We start from the raw sequence: 18,302 nt of genomic DNA, 5'->3' as shown, positions 1-18,302 counted from the left end.
GCGAGCCGGGCATCGAGGTGGTGCAGCGGCTCACCGGGCTCGCCGAGCGCATCGCCGCGGCAGACCTCGTCGTCACGGGGGAGGGGAGCCTCGACGCGCAGAGCCTCGGCGGCAAGACCCCGCTCGGCGTCGCGGCTGCCGCCCGCGCGGCATCCGTTCCGGTGGTCGCCGTGTGCGGCCGGACGACCCTCGAGCCCGCAGCGCTCGCCGCGGCCGGCTTCGTCGCTGTGTACGCGCTCGCCGATCTCGAACCCGATCCGGCCGTGAGCATGGCCGAGGCGCTGCCGCTGCTGCAGCGCGTCGGGCGCCTCATCGCCGAAGACCTCGCCCGGGGTCGCTTCGCGGGAGACGACTCATCCGTCGGATCGGCGGGGCGGGAGTAGCCGGTTGGTGCTCGGGAGGTGACACCTGCACCACCGCTCCGACGGATGGTGGGGGAGCGGGATCGGCATCGGCCCCGGCCCCGGGCAGCGGCGAGGGCGGCAGCCCTGCGGTCCCGACGGGCGGGGAGGCGCCCGTGCTGCCGGTGCGAGCTCATCCGTCGGATCGGCGGGGCGGGAGTAGCCGGTTGGTGCTCGGGAGGTGACACCTGCACCACCGCTCCGACGAATGGTGACGCATCGGCCCAGGCTGGCGGCCCCGGCGCCGCCGCACGGTCCCCGCGCGCGGCGGGAATAGGATTCTGGGGTGGCAGGCAGCACCCGCAAGAAGAAGCACACCGGCACCAAGAGCGGTCCGCAGAAGCAGAAGCCGCACGGCAACCCGCAGCGTGCGCACGTCTCGCGCGACCCCGCGCACGTCGCACCGGCGACGGCGCGCGACTGGATCGGCGCGGCGCGCCTGCGCACCCTGCCTCTCGCGATCGCCCCGGTCATCATCGGCACGGGAGCGGCCCTCATCACGCGCACCGAGTTCCACTGGGTGATCGCGCTGTGCTGCCTGGTCGTGGCGGTCGCCCTGCAGATCGGTGTGAACTACGCCAACGACTACAGCGACGGCATCCGCGGCACCGACGACGAGCGCGTCGGCCCCGCCCGCCTCACCGCCTCGCGCAAGGCCGCACCGCGCACGGTGCTGGCGGTCGCCCTCACGTGGTTCGCGATCGCCGCGGTCGCCGGCACCGCGATCGTCGTGCGCACGGGCCACTGGTGGCTGCTGCTGGTGGGCGCCGCGTGCGTCGTGGCCGCGTGGTTCTACACCGGCGGAAGGCGTCCGTACGGCTATGCCGGGTTCGGAGAGCTGTTCGTCTTCGTGTTCTTCGGCCTCGTCGCGACGGTCGGTACGACGTACGTGCAGGCAGACTCCGTGCCGCAGGAGGCGTGGTGGGGTGGCACGGTCGCGGGCCTGCTCGCGTGCGCCGTGCTGCTCGCGAACAACCTGCGCGACATCGACCAAGACCGCCTCGCCGGCAAGAAGACCCTGACCGTCCGGATCGGAAAGCGCGCCACGCAGGTGCTCTACACCGTGCTCGTGCTCGTCGCCTTCGGGATCGTCGCGTTCCTCGCCCAGGTGTATCCGCTCGCGTGGCTCGGCCTTCTCGCCCTCATTCCGGCAGCCTGCGCGATCCTTATCGTCTGGACCTACCGCGCCCCGCGCGAGCTCGTCGTCGCCCTCGGGCTGACGTCGCTCACCTCGCTCGCCGTCGCGGGCTTTCTCTGCTGGGCGTTCGTCGGCTGACGAGAGACCGCAGCTGACGCAGCGCGCGCCGCGCCCTCAGTCGGTCGGGCGAGTGGATGCCACGTCTTGCGCCGCGGCATCCTCGACGTCTTCGTCGGTGACCTTGCGCGAGCGGCGCTCGCCGAGGCCCGCGGTCATGTCGGCCAGCGGTCGGCGCAGGAACAGCGTCGACAGGCTCAGCCCGATGAGCGCGGCGAAGATCGCCGAGAGCCAGTAGTACTCGCGCATGACGGGCAGGAGCATCATGAGGCCGAACGGCACCAGGAACGCCGCGAGACGCAGCACGGTATAGACGAGGGCCGAGCGAGCACGCATGCTCCCAGCTTACGCTCGGCCGAGCGGGCCGCCCACGGGCCGCGCCGCGCGGTGCGCGCGCCTAGGATGGAAGCGTGGTGCGCGTGCTTCTGCCGGTGGTGCTGCTGCTGATCGCGTTCTGGGTCTACAGCATCGTCGACTGCGCCCTGCTGCCGCCCACGCGTCACCGCGGGGTGAGCAAGCCGGTGTGGATCCTCATCGTCGTGCTGCTGCCGGTTCTCGGCGGCATCCTGTGGTTCGTCGTCGGTCGCGGCCGTCAGCGCCAGGCGCCCGTGTACAAAGCCCCCGACGACGATCTCGAGTTCCTCGGCAGCATCGGCTCGATCAGCGATCAAGACGAGCGCATCCGCCGTCTCGAGGCCGAGCTCGCCGCCCTCGACGCCGAAGACGCCGACCCCGACCGGCCCGGCACTCCCTCCTCGCCCGCCTCCGACGACGACGGCGAGGGCCCGTCGCGCGGTGCGCGCGGCTGACATGGCCTCGGCACGCCAGGCGGCGCCCGCGACCGACGCCGCCGCCGCCCTGCTCGGCAGGCTCGTCGAACGGGGCGTCCGCCACATCGTCGTGAGCCCCGGCTCGCGCTCGCAGGCTCTCGCCCTGGTCGCTGCCGAGCTCGAGGCGCGCGGCCTGGCATCCGTGCACGTGCGCATCGACGAGCGGGTCGCAGGGTTCACGGCGCTCGGCATCGGGCGCGAGAGCCGGATGCCTGCCGTCGTTCTCTGCACGTCGGGCACGGCGGTGGCGAACCTGCTGCCCGCGGCGCTCGAAGCCCACCACGCGGGCGTGCCGATGCTGCTGCTGACCGCCGACCGCCCGCCCGAGCTGCGCGGCGTCGGCGCCAACCAGACCACCCGCCAGCCCGGCATGTTCGCGCCGAGCGTGCGTTTCGAGACCGACCTGCCGGTGCCGTGCGAGACCGACGACGACGGTGCGGGCGAGCAGTCCGACATGCTCCGCGCCGTCGCCGACGAGGCGCTCGCAGCGGCGCTCGGCGCGGGCACGCGGCAGGCGGGTCCCGTGCATCTGAACCTGCCGTACCGCGAGCCGCTGGCCGGTGCGCTGCCGGACTGGCTCGGCGCCCCGACGACGACGCTCATCGCCGCAGACCCCGGTCCCGACGACGCTCCCGCCCCGCCCGTGGTCGAGCAGCGGCTGTCGGGTGCGCTCTACCAGGGCGGCGGTGGCATCGGCGAGTCCGACCTGCCGAGCGATCGCGACCTCGATCCGCACGTGCTCGAGCGCGGTCCCCGCACGGTCGTCGTCGCGGGGGCGGATGCCGGGGCCGCCGCCGAAGCGCTGGCGCACGCGGGCGGGTGGCCGCTCGTCGCCGAGATCGTCTCGGGCGCGCGTTTCGGGCGGAATCTCGTGCACGGCTACCGGGCGCTGCTCGCCGACGCCGAACTGGGCGGCCGCATCGAACGGGCTATCGTGTTCGGGCATCCGACGCTCAGCCGTGAGGTGACGGCCCTGCTCTCGCGCCCCGACGTCGAGGTCTACGCCGTGCGCGGGCCGGGGGAGCCGCTCAACCTCAACGATGCGACGACAGCGGTCGACGCGGTGATCGCCGCGGTCGGCGACCAAGACCGGGAATGGTTCGGCGCCTGGATGCGCGCGTCGCGCGCGGCTGCCGTCGACCTCGCCCCCGCCGCCCCCGATGCCGACGCCCTGGCATCCGCCGTGCCGAAAGAACGTCTCGGGGCGATCGCCGCCGAACTCGACGTGCTGCGGGCTCCGATCGACCGGGCGACGCTCGTCGACGCGGTGTGGCGGGCGACGTGGCCGCACGATCGGCTGCTGTTCGCGTCGTCGCGGCTCGTGCGCGTGGCCGACCAGGTGCTCGCGGGCAAAAAGGTTCCCGTGCACGCGAACCGCGGGCTCGCCGGCATCGACGGCACGATCGCGACGGGGCTCGGCGTCGCCCTCACGAGCCAGTCGACGGGTGGCGCGGGGGTGACGCGTGTCGTCATCGGCGACCTCGCGCTGCTGCACGACGCGGGTGCGCTGCTGCAGCCCGCCGGAGAGCCCGCACCGCGCATCCAGGTGATCGTCGGCAACGACGGCGGCGGCACGATCTTCGACGGGCTCGAGGTCGCGCAGACGGCGTCGGCGGCGGCGATGGACCGCGTGCTCTACACGCCGCAGAACGTGCGCGTCGACCTGCTGGCTGCGGCCTACGGCTGGGAGTACGTGCGCGCGACGACCCGCACCGAGCTCGATCAGGCGCTCGTGGCGCCGGTCACCGGCCGCCAGCTCATCGAGGTGGCACTGGCACGGTGACACGGCAGTCCGCCATCATGGCTGAATGACTGCGAAGAGCCAGACCCATTGGACGGATGACCCCGCCGATCTGCTGCGGGCGGGGCCGGGCTTCCGCCTCGACGCCGTCGACCCGCGGTCGACGCCCGGGTACGAGCAGCGGAAAAAGCGTGGCGCCGCAGACCTCGCGGCGGGCGTCGACGAGCTCGACGACCTGCAGGAGCGCCTCTACGCCCAATCGCGCGTCGTCGACGGCTCGCCCGCGGTGCTCCTCGTGCTGCAGGGGATGGACACCGCCGGCAAGGGCGGCATCGTGCGCCACGTGATCGGCGCGGTCGACCCGCAGGGGGTGTCGCTCGCGGCATTCAAGAAGCCGACCCCCGAAGAGCTCGCGCACGACTTCCTCTGGCGCGTCGAGAAGCGCGTGCCGGAACCGGGGTTCATTGGCGTGTTCGACCGGTCGCACTACGAGGACGTGCTGATCGGGCGGGTCCGCCACCTCGCCGATGACGCCGAGATCGAGCGGCGCTACGGCGCGATCAACGCCTTCGAGAAGGGGCTGGTCGACCGGGGAATCCACATCGTCAAGGTGATGCTGCACATCTCGTCGGACGAGCAGAAGGCGCGCCTGGCCGAGCGCCTCGACCGCCCGGACAAGTATTGGAAGTACAACCCCGCCGACGTGGACGAGCGGGCGCTGTGGCCGCAGTACATGGATGCCTACCAGACGGTCTTCGACCGCACCTCGACGCCCGACGCACCCTGGTTCGTCGTGCCCGCCGACCGCAAGTGGTACGCGCGGCTCGCAGTGCAGGCGCTGCTGCTCGACGCCCTCGAAGACATCGACCCGCAGTGGCCCGCCGCCGACTTCGACGTCGCGCTCGAGAAACGCCGCCTCGCAGCGACCTAGTGCGCCGCATCCGGTCACCGCGCGTGCTGCCCCGTCCCCGCGCTCGCTGCCCGGTCTCCGAACGTGCTGGCCGGTGCCCGAGCGTGCCCGGTCCCCGAGCTTGTCGAGGGGCGTCAGGCGAGGGCGTCGACGATGGGGCGGAACTTCACCCGGGTCTCGAGCAGTTCGGCCTCGGGATCGCTGCCCGCGACGATTCCCGCGCCGGCGTGGGCCGTGAACGGGATGCCCGTGTCGTCCGCCCCGGCGAGGTCGAACTGCGCTCCGCGCAGCGCGATCGCCCACTCGCCGTCGCCGTGCGCGTCGACCCAGCCGACCGGCCCCGCGTAGCGACCCCGGTCGGACGGCTCGATGCGCACGATGGCCGCGAGCGCGGCATCCGTCGGCGTTCCCGCCACCGCGGCCGTCGGGTGCAGCACCGCGATGAGGTCGAGCACCGACGTGTCGGCCGCCGTCGTCGCCTCGACGTCGGTCGCGAGGTGCCACACGTTCGGCAGCGCGAGCGTGAACGGCTGCTCGCTCGCCGCGAGGGCCGACGTGTGCGGGGTGAGCGCGTCGACGAGGCTGCGCACGGCGTACCCGTGCTCGTCGAGGTCTTTGACACTGGATGCCAGGGCGAGCGCCGCCTCGCGATCGGCGTCGGGGTCGGCACCCCGGGCGACGGTGCCGGCGAGCACACGCGCGGTGACGGTGCCGCCCGCGACCGTCACGAGGGTCTCGGGGCTCGCGCCGATGAGGCCGTGCACGGCGTAGACCCACGTGTCGGGGTAGCCCGAGGCGAGCGAGCGCACGAGGCGGCGGAGGTCCGACCCGGCGGGCACGGTGCCGGCGAGGTCGCGTGCGAGCACGACCTTGCTGACCTCGCCCGCGGCGATCGCCGCGAGGCCCGCGCGCACGGCGTCTTGATAGCCCTCGGGGGTGAGTGCGCCCGGGCCGACCGCCGCCGACCAGTGCGGGCCGAACGGCACGGGGGTCGGTTCGGTCGGGTCGGGCGCACCGGCATCCGGCAGCACCCACGTCGCCCACGTGCGATCGGCTGCGTGGCCGATCGTGAGCCGCGGCACCGTGAGCACGGCGGGAGATGCCGAGTGCGCGGCGAACGGCAGCGCCCCGAACGCGACGAGGCCCGAGCCGGGCGCCTCGACGTGATCGTCGACGTGCGCGGCGGCGGCGACCTCGCGCCAGCGGTCGGCGAGCGAGGCGGTATCGGTGCCCGCGGCGGTGAGGGTCAGGGCGTCGCCGACGCCGACGAGCCACGCGCCGCGCCGGCTCCAGACGAGCGGATCCGCGGGGTCGGCGTATTCGAGCAGGTCGCCGAGCGGCGCGATCTCGCGGGTCACGACGCGGAGTCCTGTCGTCGTGGGGGTCGCGTCGCTCACGTCCTTCAGCCTAATCCGGAGCGGTCCGGGCCCGAGCCGGTGCGGTTCTCGCGGGTGCGGACGCGGGCGTGGCGGCCTCGGTGCGTACTGTATTCAGTCTGCGCGCCGTGGCGCCAGCGCGCGGGGCGCGGGAACGCGCGGTGCCCGGCCCGGGCCGTGGCCGCAGAGACTGAATACGGTACGGGCGACGCGCGGCGCGGCGTAGGCTCGCGGCCATGACCGACGCACCCGCGCCCGCCCCTGAACGCCCCGCGCCGGGGAGCCGGCTCGTCTTCGACTGGCGCAAGTGGGACGGCTCGCCGCACTGGCAGCACGACTGCGTCTTTCTCGGGAGCGACCGCTGGGGCGACTGGGTGGGCCAACGGTCGGGGTGGCGCAGTGTCCGGCCGGGGCGCGACGTGACGGTCGACGTCGACAACGTCACGCTCATTTCGCCGTCGGGAGAATGGGCGGCCACCTTCAACCCCGCCCCCGCCTCGTACGCGATCTACATCGACATCGCGTGGGACGTGCGGTGGCAAGACGGCAGTCCCACCGGAATCGACATGGACCTCGACGTGATCCGCGCCCGCGACGGCCGCGGCATCTGGATCGACGACCGCGACGAGTGGGAGGAGCACCGCGTGCACTACGGCTACCCGCTCGACATCGTCACGCGCCTCGAGCAGGTGGCGCTCAACCTCGAACGAGCCGTCACCGAGGAGGGCGCCCCGTTCGACACGGCGACGGCGGTGCACTGGCTCGCGGCCCTCGACCGGCTCGCGCCCGCCTGACAGACCGGCCCGCCCCCAGCCGCCCCGCCCGCCCCTGCCGTCCGGCCCGCCCGCCTAGGATCGAACGGTGACCGAGCCCCACGCCGACCAGCCCCGCCCCGCCGACTCCGCAACGGCGGAGCACCGCGCAGACCTCGGCAAAGACCCGTCGCGCGTGAGCGGCATGTTCGACGAGGTCGCGAGCGGCTACGACCGCACCAACACCGTGCTGAGCCTCGGGCAGGACAAGCTGTGGCGGGTGGCCACGACGCGCGCCGTCGCGCCGCGCCCCGGCCAGCGCATCCTCGATCTCGCCGCCGGCACCGGGGCGAGCTCGGTGGCCCTGGCCCGCAGCGGCGCCGAGGTGGTGGCGGGCGACTTCTCGCCCGGCATGATCGCCGAGGGGCGCCGCCGGCACGGCCACGTGCCGAACGTGACGTTCGTCGAAGCGGATGCCACGTCGCTGCCGTTCTCGGACGGCGAGTTCGACGCGGTCACGATTTCGTTCGGGCTGCGCAACGTGAACGACCCCAAGAAGGCGCTCGCCGAGATGCTGCGGGTGACCGCCCCCGGCGGGCGGCTCGTGATCTGCGAGTTCTCGCACCCGCAGAACGTCGCGTTCGCGGGCCTGTACCGCTTCTACAACGACCGCGTGCTGCCGGTCGTCGCGAAGACCGTGAGCTCGAACGCCGACGCCTACGACTACCTGAACGAGTCGATCCGCGACTGGCCCGACCAGAAGACGCTGTCGGGGTGGATCCGTGATGCCGGGTGGGCGCAGGTCGCGCATCGCGACCTCACCTTCGGCATCGTGGCGCTGCACCGCGCTGTCAAGCCGCTCGCGTGACCGTCCGCGTGCGGGCGTGCCCCGGTAGGCTGGGACCGTGACTGCAAGCCTTCCCGCCGGTGCCCATGCCTCGGGCGAGCGCCTCTCGGCGCAGCTGGGCCTGACCGAGCGTGTGCTGGCCGGACCGCGCATGCGCAAGCTGCTGCGGGTCGTCGAAGACGGTCTCGACCGCGTCGAGCAGACGCTCGCGCGCGAGCTGAAGGTCTCGGACACCCTCGCCGACGCGACCACCCGTTACCTCTACGAGGCCGGCGGCAAGCGGGTGCGTCCCATGCTGACGCTGCTGACCGCCGAGCTCGGCGAGGGCGCCATCGACGACGTGATCGCGGGCGCCACGGCGCTCGAGATGACCCACCTCGGCTCCCTGTACCACGACGACGTCATGGATGGCGCCGACGTGCGCCGCGGGGTGCCGAGCGCGCACGCGGTGTGGGGCAACAACGTCGCGATCCTGACCGGAGACCTGCTGTTCTCCCGTGCGAGCCAGCTCATGGCGCAGATCGGCGAGCGCGCGATCCGGCTGCAGGCCGACACGTTCGAGCGCCTCGTACTCGGTCAGATGCACGAGACCGTGGGCCCGCAGGCCGGCGAAGACCCGGTGGAGTTCTACCTGCAGGTGCTGGCCGACAAGACCGGTTCGCTGATCGCGGCATCCGCCCACGCCGGCGTGCTGTTCTCGGATGCCTCGTCGGAGTACCGCGACCCCGTGCGCCAGTACGGCGAGAAGGTCGGGGTGGCGTTCCAGCTGCTCGACGACGTGATCGATCTGTCGCCCGACCCCGACGAGACCGGCAAGGTGCCCGGAACCGACCTGCGCGCGGGCGTGCCGACCATGCCGTATCTGCTTCTCGGGCGGTCGGGTGATCCGGCCTCGCGGGCGCTCAAGGCGACGATCGACGACGGTGTGCTGCGGATCGCCGATGGCGCCGACCCCGCGATCCTCGACGACGCGATCACCGCCCTGCGCGAGCACCCGGCGACCGAGGCCACGCGCCGGCAGGCGTACGAATGGGCCGATGCCGCGGTGGCGGCGATCGACCCGCTTCCGGCCGGCGTCGTGCGCGACGCACTCGTGCGGCTCTCGCACGTCATCGTCGACCGCTCCAGTTGAGGCATCCTCGACCGTCTCGACACGCTCACGACACCATCAGGGATCGACTCGCGGTCCCGCACTGCAAAGGAACACCATGACCAAGCTGAGGCTGGCCATCGTCGGCGCGGGTCCCGCCGGCATCTACGCTGCGGACATCCTGCTGAAGGCCGAGCGCAAGTTCGACGTGTCGATTGACCTGTTCGACCACCTGCCCGCCCCGTACGGCCTCGTGCGTTACGGCGTCGCGCCCGACCACCCGCGCATCAAGGGCATCATCAATGCGCTGCGCGACGTGCTCGACCGCGGGGACATCCGCATCTTCGGCAACGTGCGCTTCGGCGAGGACCTCACCCTCGAGGACCTCAAGCAGCACTACAACGCCGTCATCTTCGCGACCGGCGCGATCCGCGACGCCGCGCTCGAGATCCCCGGGATCGACGCGGTCGGCTCTTACGGGGCCGCCGACTTCGTCAGCTGGTACGACGGGCACCCCGACTTCCCGCGCGAGTGGCCGCTGGATGCCGCGTCGGTCGGCGTCGTCGGCGTCGGCAACGTCGCCCTCGATGTGGCGCGCGTGCTCGCCAAGCACGCGGAGGACCTGCTTCCCACCGAGATCCCCGCCAACGTGCAGGCCGGGCTCGAGGCATCCGCTGTCACCGATGTGCACGTGTTCGGCCGTCGCGGCCCGGCGCAGGTGAAGTTCACGCCGCTTGAGCTGCGCGAACTCGGTGAGCTCCGCGACGTCGACATGGTCGTGTACGACGAGGACTTCGACTACGACGAGGTATCCCAGGCCGCGATCGCGTCGAACAAGCAGGTGATGGTCATCGACCGGGTGCTGCAGTCGTGGCGCAAGCGCGAATCGGTCAACAATCAGGGCGGGACGGCGTCGCGCCGACTGCACCTGCACTTTTGGGCGAAGCCGGTCGAGGTGCGCACCGATGACGACGGCCGCGCGGCGGCGCTCGTGTACGAGCGCACCCGCCCCGACGGGCAGGGCGGCGTCGAGGGCACGGGCGAGCTGCGCGAGATCCCGCTGCAGCAGCTGTACCGGGCCGTCGGCTACTTCGGGTCGCCCCTGCCCGGCGTGCCCTTCGACAAGAAGCACGGCGTGATCCCGAACCACGAGGGTCAGGTCCTGCGCAAGGACTCGAACGAGCGCGTCCCCGGCGTCTACGCGACGGGCTGGATCAAGCGCGGTCCGGTCGGTCTCATCGGACACACGAAGTCGGATGCGATGGAGACGGTCAGTCACCTCATCAACGACCAGGGGTCGTGGTGGCAGCCGGCCGACCCGTCGCCCGAGGCGATTCCGGCGCTTCTCGCCGAGCGCGGCGTGGCCTGGACCGACCTCGACGGCTGGCACCGGCTCGATGAGCACGAGATCGCGCTCGGCGCCCCGCACGGCCGTGCCCGCATCAAGGTCGTCGACCGCGACGAGATGGTGCGGGTCTCGCGGGCCGAGTAAGCCGCGCGGCGGCGTTCGGGAGGACATCGGCATTCGGGAGGACTCCTGAGCCGCATTCGCCCTCCGGAATGCAGAAGCCCTCCCGAAGCGGGCCGGCGGCGGACCGCCGCGGAGGCCTCGTTAGGCTGGCGGCATGACCGACGTGCAGAAATGGGTGCCCGACATCCTGGGTGCGCCGTTCGAACAGCTGACGCTGCTGCTCGGGACGGATGCCGAGGGTGACGTCGTCGCGACGCTCGTGCGGTCGCGGCCGCGCGCAGCGGCGCTCGCGCCCCTCGTCGACGTCGACGTCCTGTACGTACACGGCTGGTCGGACTACTTCTTCCAGACCGATCTCGCCCGCTTCTGGAACCGGCTCGGCGCGCGCTTCTACGCCCTCGACCTGCGCAAGTACGGCCGGAGCATGCGGCAAGGTCAGACGCCGGGCTATGTCGCGAGTCTCGACGAGTACGATGCCGACATCGCCGCCGCCCTCGACGCGATGCGCGGGCGCGCGCGCCGGTCGCCGCGGCGCCTCGTGCTGATGGGGCATTCGACGGGCGGACTGACCCTGAGCCTGTGGGCCGCACGTCACCCCGGCGAAGCGGCGGCGGTCGTGCTGAACAGTCCCTGGCTCGAGCTGCAGACCGGGGCCATCGGGCGGCAGGCGATCGCGCCGCTGGTCGCCGCGCGGGCGCGTTTCGATCCGCTCGGCACGAATCCCGTCGTCGACCTGGGGTTCTACACGCGCGCGCAGCGCGAGCTCGGTACGCTCCCGGACAGTCCCGAGGGATGGCGCCCCGAACGCGGCTTCCCGACGCATCCGGGCTGGCTCGCCGCGATCATGACCGGGCAACGCACGATCGCCGCCGGCGTAGACATCGACGCGCCCGTGTTCGTCCTGCTCTCGAAGGGGTACACGTCACCGATGCATTGGGCGCCCGCGATGACGTCCACCGACAGCGTGCTCGTGGTCGACGATATCGCGCGCGCCGCGACGCGAATCGGCCGGCGCGTCGGCATCCAGCGGATCCCCGACGCCATCCATGACGTCTTCCTGTCTGACCGGGAAGCGCGAGCGGCCGCCTACGCCGCGCTGCGGGCGTGGCTGCTCACGGGCGCGATGCCGCGTGCGATCTGAGCCGCTCGCCGCTTCGCCGGTCAGTGCCGCACACCGGCCCGCGTCCGGGCGTTTTCGCCGCGCAGGCGGCGGTACGGGTGGTCCTGCACGCGCTTGGTCGCGTCGGCGATCAGGGTCGCGCCGTGCTTCGACTTGCGCGCGAGCGACATGAGCCAGGCCGTCGTGCGGGCCGCGGAGCGGAGGTTCATCGGGCGTCCGTCGATGCCGTAGAGCAGGCGCGCCCACTCCGGGAGGATGCTGAGGACGCCGTCCTGCACGATGACCGTGGTCCAGACGGTGATCGGGTTGCCGCGGAGCACCGGCTTGCGCAGACCCCGCGTGACCTCCGCGGCCTCGACGCCCAGGGCGAGCCACGACGTCTGCGCGTCGATGTACGTCTCGAGGTCGGCCCAGGTGCGGGGGAGGAGGGACTCGTCCTCGATGCCGATGAGCCGGCCCGCGACGAGCTGCTCGACGACGAACTGCTCCACCTCGGCATCCGTCAGGGGCACACCGAACTGTCGGCTCGCGCGCACGAGCGCGTAGACGAAGGTGTTGTGGGTCCACGCGAGCCACTGCGGGTTGTCTGCCGCGAGCACCTCGCCCGTGTTCGGGTCGGTCCACCGGGCGTGCGCGTGCATGCGGCGCACGATCTCGCTCGCCTTGTCGGCGTGGGCCTTGTCACCGAACACGACGGTCTCGAAGTAGCGGCCGGTGCGCTCGTCGCGGCCCGCGGAGTCCTCGTGCGAGACGGTCGTGTTGTAGAACACGCGCATCATGAACGGGTTCAGCGCCTGCATCAGCAGCGCGGCCATGCCGCCGAGCTTGGATGCCGGGTCGGCGAAGACCCGCCACGAGACGCTGTCGGGGGCGAAGTAGCCGTCGTGCGTCGGCGTCGACGCCGCGGGGATTTCGGTCGTGCTCATGGGTGCTCCATTTTGGGGGACGGGGTACAAAGTTAGACTGTCTCTAAGTTGTACCATGGTCGCATGCCAGGGGAGGGACTGCGCGAGCGCAAGAAGCGCCAGACGGAGAACGCGATCGAGATCGCGGCCGTGCGGATCGCCCTGCGCGACGGGTTCGCGCAGGTGACCGTGCGCGAGATCTGCGCGCTCGCCGAGATCTCGCGCGCGACCTTCTTCAACTACATGCCCACGCGTGAGGCCGCGATCTTCGGCAAACCGATCGAGCTCATCGAGGCGGAATCCGCCGAGCGGACGCTCGCCGCGGCATCCACGACCGATGCCGTCAGCGCCGTCTACGTGCTCCTGCTCGCCTCCGTCGGGCACACGCGGATGAACCCCGCCGTCGCGCGCGGGCGGGCGCGCCTCGCGATGGAGCAGCCCGGAGCCCTGGAGCTGATCAAGAACCAGTACGCGCGCATCAGCACGCAGCTCACCGTCTACCTGAGCGGCTGGCTGAGCGTCCACCCCGAGTATCGGCGGCTGCCCGAGGCGAGCGTGCTCGAAGAGGCGTCGCTCGCCGTGGGCGTCGGCATGACCGCCATGGGCGCCGTCTTCGCCGTGCAGGAGGATGCCCCGGGCGACATCGAACTGTCGACGGCGGTCTTCCGGGCACAGCTCGACGCGATCGAGCGCCTGGCGGCGCCCGGCGTCAGCCCAGCAGCTCGCCCGGGTGGGTGAGGCGCCACCAATCGGTGGGCGGCTCGATCGTGCCGCGCACGCGGAGCGCGGCCGTGGTGTGCGCGGGGCCGGCGGTCCAGGTGACCGATCCGACCTGCTCGCCGTCGCGGTACTCCGTCGGGTTCGTGATGTCGGTGGCGATCATGATCGGGGTGTCCGACCAGGTACGCAGCGAGGCGGCGTCCGCGACAACCAATTGAGCGGTGGCGCCCCAGGCGGTCGTGTACGAACCGACGAGCGTCTCGGCGGAGACGAGGGGCACGTCCCGGAACCCGGCGCGGATGCTGTCGAGGAGGCCCAGCACCGCGGCATCCTGCGACGATCGCGAGGCGCCGCCGAGGGTGATGCCGGTGACGTCGAGGGGCTCACCGACGCCGGTGTCGACCGTCGCGGTGAACAGCAGGCTGAAGGTGCCCTCGCCGAGGTTGCCGGTCTTCAGACCGGTGACGCCCCCCTCGCCGAGCAGCGTGTTGGTGTTCGTGAGGTGCCCCGGCCCGGGCAGGGTGATGTCGGGGGTCGCCGCGATGGCGCGGATCGTCGAGTTCGCGGCGGCGAGTTGCGCGATGCGCAGGAGGTCGCTGGGCGTGCTGACGTTCCGGGGGCTGATGCCGGTCGGCTCGACGAGGGTCGTGCCGGTGAGGCCCTCGCGGGCGAGGTAGTCGTCCGTCGCTGACAGAAAGGCGCTGCGCGAACCGAACGCCCAGGTCGAGACGGCGTCGGCGTAGTTGCTCGCCGAGGGGATGAGCATGGTCGCGAGGGCGTCGCGCAGCGACATGGTGCTGCCGGTGGGCACTTCGGCGACCGCGGCGTCTTGCACGTAGTACTGGTCGTACAGGTCGTGGTCGGCCTTGCTGAAGGTGAGGGTGGGGCCGACGTCGCCGTCGGCGATCGGGTGCGCGTCGAGCACGACGAGCGCCGTGATGACCTTGCTGATGCTCGCAATGGAGCGTGCCCCGTCGTCACCGGCCGTGAGGCGCACCCCGTCTGCGCCGAGGTAGTCGGGGGCGCCCGTCACGGCGACGGCGGTCGCCCCCTCGGCCGGCAGCGCGAAGGTGGCGGCCTGGGTCGTCGGCGCCTCGAGGCTGCGGGTGGTCGCGACGGGGGAGGGGAGCGGTGCGTTCAGCGCCCAGAAGACGTAGCCGACGATGGATGCCAGGGCCACCGTCATCACGACGGTGACGGTGATCAGGGCGCGACGCACGAGGCGACGGCGCGCCGCGATCAGAGCCGGGTCGGGACCGTCCTGCTCATCGACCTCGAAGAGGTCGGCGAACTCGGACTGCAGGTCGGGGTCGCTCACGCCTCAGCGGTAGTTGACGAACTGCAGGTCGACGTCGAGGTCGGCGGCCTTCAGCAGGCGCTGGACTTCTTGCAGGTCGTCGCGCGACTTCGACTGCACGCGAAGTTCGTCGCCCTGGATCTGCGACTTCACCGACTTCGGGCCCTCGTCGCGAATGAGTTTGCCGATCTTCTTGGCATCCTCCGACGAGATCCCCTCTTTGAGCGTCGACGTGATGCGGTACTCCTTGCCGGATGCCTGCGGGTCACCCGACTCGAGCGACTTCAGCGAGATACCGCGCTTGATGAGCTTCGACTGGAACACGTCGAGGATCGCCTTCGCGCGCTCTTCGCTGTTCGCCTTGATGAGGATCGCATCGCCCGACCAGTCGATCGAGGCATCCGTGCCCTTGAAGTCGTAGCGCTGCTCGACCTCTTTGCGGGCCTGGTTCAGGGCGTTGTCCGCCTCCTGCCGGTCGATCTTGGAGACGACGTCGAACGAAGAATCAGCCATGCCGTCCAATCTACCCACCTCTCCCCGGCGAGGCATCTGGGTTGCGGCGCCGGGGTCCGGTGTTCATAACGTCGGAGATCCGACGCGGTTTTCGCCCTTCTGCCCCTCTATGGCCCTTCAAGGCCGCAGATCTCCGAGGTTATGAACACGTAGGTGCGATGCCTGGTCCGCCCTGTAGCCCGCGCGGGTGCGAGCCGCCGGTGTTTTAGACGCTGCTCGCCGCCGGGACCTCCATCAGGTGGAACCAGCGCCCGGTCGGGCGAAGCCGAGTCCATACGGGCAGAAAGTGCGGGTCCGACACGTGCCCGTCGAACTCGACGTCCGTCACGCCGCGCGCGGCGAGCACGTCGAGCGCGCGGCGCACGCAGCCTTCGACGAGGCGTTCGCCGTCGGCGGTGTGCGGCAAGACGGTCTCGGCCGTGACGATGGGTCGGTCGGAATCCCGGTAGACCATGCAGTTTGCGACGACCTGCCCACCGACCACCGCGACCGAGGTTGCCTCGGTATCGAGCTCGTCTGCCAGATCCTCGTTCAGCGCCGGTGCGAAGCGGGCGCGAGGTGTTCACAACCTCGGAGATCTGGCGCCGCGCCCGCGCTTTCGGGCCTCGGCGGGCCCTGTCGGGGCCAACACTCCGACGTTGTGAACGCGCAGGAGCTATGACCCCGCCGTACCTCCCGCGGCGACGTCAGGCCAGCCCGGCTTCACGGCGCGGTCGTCGGTGCGCAGCAGCTCGCCCGTCCACGCCTGGATCGGCGAGCCGTCGCGGTTCGGAATGCGGCCCGGCTGCGCGCCGGTGAAGCGGAAGCCGGTCTTCTGCGCGACCCGCAGCGAGGCGACGTTGCCGCGTGTGCACTCCCAGCGCACCCGATCGAGCTCGGTACGGGTGAACACCGCATCGGCGACTGTCTCGAGCGCTTCGGGCAGGATGCCTCGCCCGCGATACAGCGCGCCGAGCCAATACCCGACCATGCCGCCGTCGAGCCGCACGCTGATCACGCCGAGAAGGTCAGCCTCCCCGTGCTCGCGGATCGCCCACGTCCACTCGGTGTTCTGCGCCCACCCCTTCGGCACGTACTCCTCGACGAACCCCGCGGCATGCTGCCGCTCGTAGGGCCACGGCGTGACCATGAACCGGTCGAACACGGGCTCGGCGCAGAAGCGGGCGATGTCGTCGACATCGGCGGCGGTCGGCTGGTCGAGCGTGAGGCGCGCGGTCTCGAGCGGGAAGGCATCCATCATCCGATCGTAAGCACCCGCGGCCGGGCCGGCCCACCGCCGTAGGCCCGCTCATAGACTGGACCGATGCTGCCGCTCACCGAAGACCAGGTGCGCGCGGCGCTCGTGAACGCGACGCCCGACGAGCGGGAGCGGCTCTCCGTTCCGCTCTCGTTCGTGCTCGCCGACTGGGATCACCTCGACTTTCTGGCGTGGACCGACCCCGACAACCGCTCGCGCGGCTACCTGCTCGTCGAGCACGACGGCGACGCGACGGGCGTGGTGCTGCGCGCGGCATCCGGGGCCCGACCGCGCGCCGCGATGTGCAACCTCTGCCACACGATGCAGCCGGGCAACCAAGTGGCGCTGTTCACTGCGCGCCGCGTGGGCGATGCGGGGGAGCGGGGCGACAGCGTCGGCACGTATATCTGTGCAGATCTCGGATGCCACGACAACGTGCGCCTGGCCGCTCCGCTCGCTCCGAGCGAGGTGCGCGCGAGCGTCGACCGGCGCATCGACAGCACGAGAGCCCGCGTCGAGGCCTTCGTGGCGCGCGTCGCCGCGGCCGTCTGAGGCCTCGGTTTTTCGCATCGCCCCGGGATGGGTAAGATAGGTGATCGCGCCTCCGCTCGACTGAACAAGCCGGTCGGGTGCGCACTTGGCAGGTTACCCAAGCGGCCAAAGGGATCTGACTGTAAATCAGCCGTCTTAGACTTCGGGGGTTCGAATCCCTCACCTGCCACCGCGGAAATCCCCGGTGAGATAGAAAATATCTCACCGGGGATTTCGCCTTTTCGGGCGGCCCGCCGGCTGAGCCACACCGGGCGCCTCGCGCGCCGACGAGTCATCCACAGTTCGCCGCGACGCCGTGTGGCGGGGGTCATCCGTGTCAGGATGGGACCGACGCCCGCCGGAGAATCCGGCCGCCGCGGCGAAGGGACCGACATGACCGAACCGATCACCTCACCCCAGTCCGCCAAGATCCTGCGCGCGTCGATCTGGGTGGCGATCGGGGCACTCATCGCGGCCGCCCTCGTCTGCGTGGTGTGGGTGCTCGTCGGCGACGAGAACGGCATCGTCGGCAAGGCGTTCCTGACCGTGCTGCTGCTGGCGGCGTTCGCCGGCGTCGCGATCCTCGAGACGAACCTGGCCGTGCGCCGGCCTGCGTGGCTCTCGCTCGCCAGCATGCTCTCGTGGGTGCTGATCCTGCTGATCGGCGCTTTCTTGATCTGGATGCCGACGCACGGTTACTTCGGCGTCGGTGCGGAACGGTTCTTCCGCTTCATTCTCATCGCCCTCATCATCCAGGGCGCCCTGCTGCACGCACGCCTGCTGCTCGCCGCCTACGCGCGCCACCAGACCACCTTCACGACGGTGGTGACCTACGTGACCGTCGGGCTCGTCGTGATCCTCGCGGTCATGCTCGTGCTGCCGCTCATGACCGACGAATACGTCACCTACCGTGCGATCTATTGGCGCGTGGTCGTCGCGCTCGCGATCCTCGCGGCGGTCGGCACGGCGATGGTTCCGCTCGTCAACGCGCTCTTCGCTCCCAAGCGACCACGGCCCGCAGCGCCCGCCCTCTATTACGGTGTGCCCGCCGTCGGATACGCGCAACCGCCGGTCGCGCCGGCGCCGGCCGCCGCACCCGGCGTGCCCGCGGGGCCTGCACCGCTGCCCTGGCCGACCTTCGCCGACGGGCGGACGCCGCTCCCCGTGCTGCCCGACGGCACGCCCGACTGGAACGCGTATTACACCGGCCGCCCCACGTATGCGCCCGCGGCGCCCGCAGCGGCTCCGACACAAGCCGCCCCCGCGGCGGCACCCGCACCGGCGCCCGCGGCCAGAGATCGGAAGA

The 18,302-nt window shown here is 71.6% G+C and carries 20 protein-coding genes and 1 tRNA gene; 14 read left to right on the top strand and 7 right to left on the bottom strand.

Going from position 1 to position 18,302, the window contains the following annotated elements; translation table 11 throughout:
- Both G3N18_RS13070 and G3N18_RS13065 read left to right on the top strand, forming a co-directional pair.
- Nucleotides 1–383, top strand: a 383-nt coding sequence (locus G3N18_RS13070; RefSeq protein ID WP_196384718.1) for a glycerate kinase, incomplete at its 5' end; no start/stop codon positions are given.
- Nucleotides 384–687: 304 nt separating this feature from the next.
- On the top strand, nucleotides 688–1,677 hold the full coding sequence (locus tag G3N18_RS13065) for a 1,4-dihydroxy-2-naphthoate polyprenyltransferase (RefSeq protein ID WP_196384717.1): 990 nt from the start codon (nucleotides 688–690) through the stop codon (nucleotides 1,675–1,677).
- A 36-nt stretch (nucleotides 1,678–1,713) separates the two neighbouring features.
- Here G3N18_RS13065 and G3N18_RS13060 read toward each other — a convergent pair whose 3' ends face one another.
- Nucleotides 1,714–1,992: a DUF4229 domain-containing protein gene (locus G3N18_RS13060; protein ID WP_196384716.1), complete on the bottom strand. Its 279-nt coding sequence runs from the start codon at nucleotides 1,990–1,992 to the stop codon at nucleotides 1,714–1,716.
- A gap of 74 nt (nucleotides 1,993–2,066) precedes the next feature.
- On the opposite strand from G3N18_RS13060, the gene G3N18_RS13055 reads away from it, so the two are divergent.
- From G3N18_RS13055 to G3N18_RS13045, 3 genes are read left to right on the top strand one after another with little or no spacing between them, the layout of a single operon-like run.
- A complete protein-coding gene (locus G3N18_RS13055) occupies nucleotides 2,067–2,465 on the top strand; it encodes a PLD nuclease N-terminal domain-containing protein (protein WP_196384715.1) in 399 nt (132 codons plus the stop codon).
- Nucleotide 2,466: 1 nt separating this feature from the next.
- Complete coding sequence (gene menD, locus G3N18_RS13050; RefSeq protein WP_196384720.1) at nucleotides 2,467–4,269, top strand: 2-succinyl-5-enolpyruvyl-6-hydroxy-3-cyclohexene-1-carboxylic-acid synthase; 1,803 nt, start codon at nucleotides 2,467–2,469, stop codon at nucleotides 4,267–4,269.
- A gap of 25 nt (nucleotides 4,270–4,294) precedes the next feature.
- Nucleotides 4,295–5,158 carry a polyphosphate kinase 2 family protein gene (locus G3N18_RS13045; protein WP_196384714.1) on the top strand — a complete coding sequence of 288 codons (864 nt, stop codon included), beginning with the start codon at nucleotides 4,295–4,297 and terminating at the stop codon, nucleotides 5,156–5,158.
- Nucleotides 5,159–5,271: 113 nt separating this feature from the next.
- On the opposite strand, the gene G3N18_RS13040 is transcribed toward G3N18_RS13045, so the two are convergent.
- Entirely contained in the window at nucleotides 5,272–6,534 is a 1,263-nt protein-coding gene (locus tag G3N18_RS13040; RefSeq protein ID WP_196384713.1) for a chorismate-binding protein, read from the bottom strand.
- 215 nt (nucleotides 6,535–6,749) lie between these two features.
- Here G3N18_RS13040 and G3N18_RS13035 point away from each other — a divergent pair, with 215 nt between their 5' ends.
- From G3N18_RS13035 to G3N18_RS13015, 5 genes are all read left to right on the top strand, one after another.
- On the top strand, nucleotides 6,750–7,307 hold the full coding sequence (locus tag G3N18_RS13035; RefSeq protein WP_196384712.1) for a DUF402 domain-containing protein: 558 nt from the start codon (nucleotides 6,750–6,752) through the stop codon (nucleotides 7,305–7,307).
- A 163-nt stretch (nucleotides 7,308–7,470) separates the two neighbouring features.
- The gene (locus G3N18_RS13030) at nucleotides 7,471–8,133 is read left to right on the top strand and encodes a class I SAM-dependent methyltransferase (RefSeq protein WP_206693240.1); all 663 of its coding nucleotides are present in this window, start codon (nucleotides 7,471–7,473) and stop codon (nucleotides 8,131–8,133) included.
- A gap of 37 nt (nucleotides 8,134–8,170) precedes the next feature.
- Complete coding sequence (locus G3N18_RS13025) at nucleotides 8,171–9,244, top strand: polyprenyl synthetase family protein (protein ID WP_420827100.1); 1,074 nt, start codon at nucleotides 8,171–8,173, stop codon at nucleotides 9,242–9,244.
- Between the two features lie 76 nt (nucleotides 9,245–9,320).
- Nucleotides 9,321–10,694: an FAD-dependent oxidoreductase gene (locus tag G3N18_RS13020; RefSeq protein WP_196384710.1), complete on the top strand. Its 1,374-nt coding sequence runs from the start codon at nucleotides 9,321–9,323 to the stop codon at nucleotides 10,692–10,694.
- 133 nt (nucleotides 10,695–10,827) lie between these two features.
- Nucleotides 10,828–11,814 carry an alpha/beta hydrolase gene (locus G3N18_RS13015; protein WP_196384709.1) on the top strand — a complete coding sequence of 329 codons (987 nt, stop codon included), beginning with the start codon at nucleotides 10,828–10,830 and terminating at the stop codon, nucleotides 11,812–11,814.
- Between the two features lie 20 nt (nucleotides 11,815–11,834).
- On the opposite strand, the gene G3N18_RS13010 is transcribed toward G3N18_RS13015, so the two are convergent.
- On the bottom strand, nucleotides 11,835–12,719 hold the full coding sequence (locus G3N18_RS13010) for an oxygenase MpaB family protein (protein WP_196384708.1): 885 nt from the start codon (nucleotides 12,717–12,719) through the stop codon (nucleotides 11,835–11,837).
- Nucleotides 12,720–12,782: 63 nt separating this feature from the next.
- Here G3N18_RS13010 and G3N18_RS13005 point away from each other — a divergent pair, with 63 nt between their 5' ends.
- Complete coding sequence (locus G3N18_RS13005; protein WP_196384707.1) at nucleotides 12,783–13,436, top strand: TetR/AcrR family transcriptional regulator; 654 nt, start codon at nucleotides 12,783–12,785, stop codon at nucleotides 13,434–13,436.
- Here G3N18_RS13005 and G3N18_RS13000 read toward each other — a convergent pair.
- From G3N18_RS13000 to G3N18_RS12985, 4 genes are all read right to left on the bottom strand, one after another.
- On the bottom strand, nucleotides 13,408–14,736 hold the full coding sequence (locus G3N18_RS13000) for a D-alanyl-D-alanine carboxypeptidase (RefSeq protein ID WP_196384706.1): 1,329 nt from the start codon (nucleotides 14,734–14,736) through the stop codon (nucleotides 13,408–13,410). The two genes, G3N18_RS13005 and G3N18_RS13000, sit on opposite strands and share 29 nt — an antisense overlap.
- A gap of 3 nt (nucleotides 14,737–14,739) precedes the next feature.
- Nucleotides 14,740–15,228: a YajQ family cyclic di-GMP-binding protein gene (locus G3N18_RS12995; RefSeq protein WP_196384705.1), complete on the bottom strand. Its 489-nt coding sequence runs from the start codon at nucleotides 15,226–15,228 to the stop codon at nucleotides 14,740–14,742.
- Nucleotides 15,229–15,433: 205 nt separating this feature from the next.
- Nucleotides 15,434–15,682, bottom strand: coding sequence for a hypothetical protein (locus G3N18_RS12990; RefSeq protein ID WP_196384704.1), 249 nt, complete (start codon nucleotides 15,680–15,682; stop codon nucleotides 15,434–15,436).
- Between the two features lie 201 nt (nucleotides 15,683–15,883).
- A complete protein-coding gene (locus G3N18_RS12985) occupies nucleotides 15,884–16,465 on the bottom strand; it encodes a GNAT family N-acetyltransferase (RefSeq protein WP_196384703.1) in 582 nt (193 codons plus the stop codon).
- A gap of 66 nt (nucleotides 16,466–16,531) precedes the next feature.
- Between G3N18_RS12985 and G3N18_RS12980 the strand changes: the two genes are divergently transcribed.
- The 3 genes from G3N18_RS12980 to G3N18_RS12970 form a co-directional block, all read left to right on the top strand.
- Entirely contained in the window at nucleotides 16,532–17,017 is a 486-nt protein-coding gene (locus G3N18_RS12980) for an FBP domain-containing protein (protein WP_196384702.1), read from the top strand.
- Nucleotides 17,018–17,104: 87 nt separating this feature from the next.
- Nucleotides 17,105–17,186: transfer RNA gene (locus tag G3N18_RS12975), tRNA-Tyr, on the top strand.
- A gap of 203 nt (nucleotides 17,187–17,389) precedes the next feature.
- The coding region (locus tag G3N18_RS12970) for a hypothetical protein (protein WP_230404175.1) at nucleotides 17,390–18,302 on the top strand (913 nt) is incomplete at its 3' end.

It is taken from the genome of Microbacterium paulum, from assembly GCF_015707995.1.
Lineage (GTDB): Bacteria > Actinomycetota > Actinomycetes > Actinomycetales > Microbacteriaceae > Microbacterium > Microbacterium paulum.
Note: the sequence above shows the minus strand (reverse complement) of the source record. Positions and strands in the feature narration are given on the sequence as shown.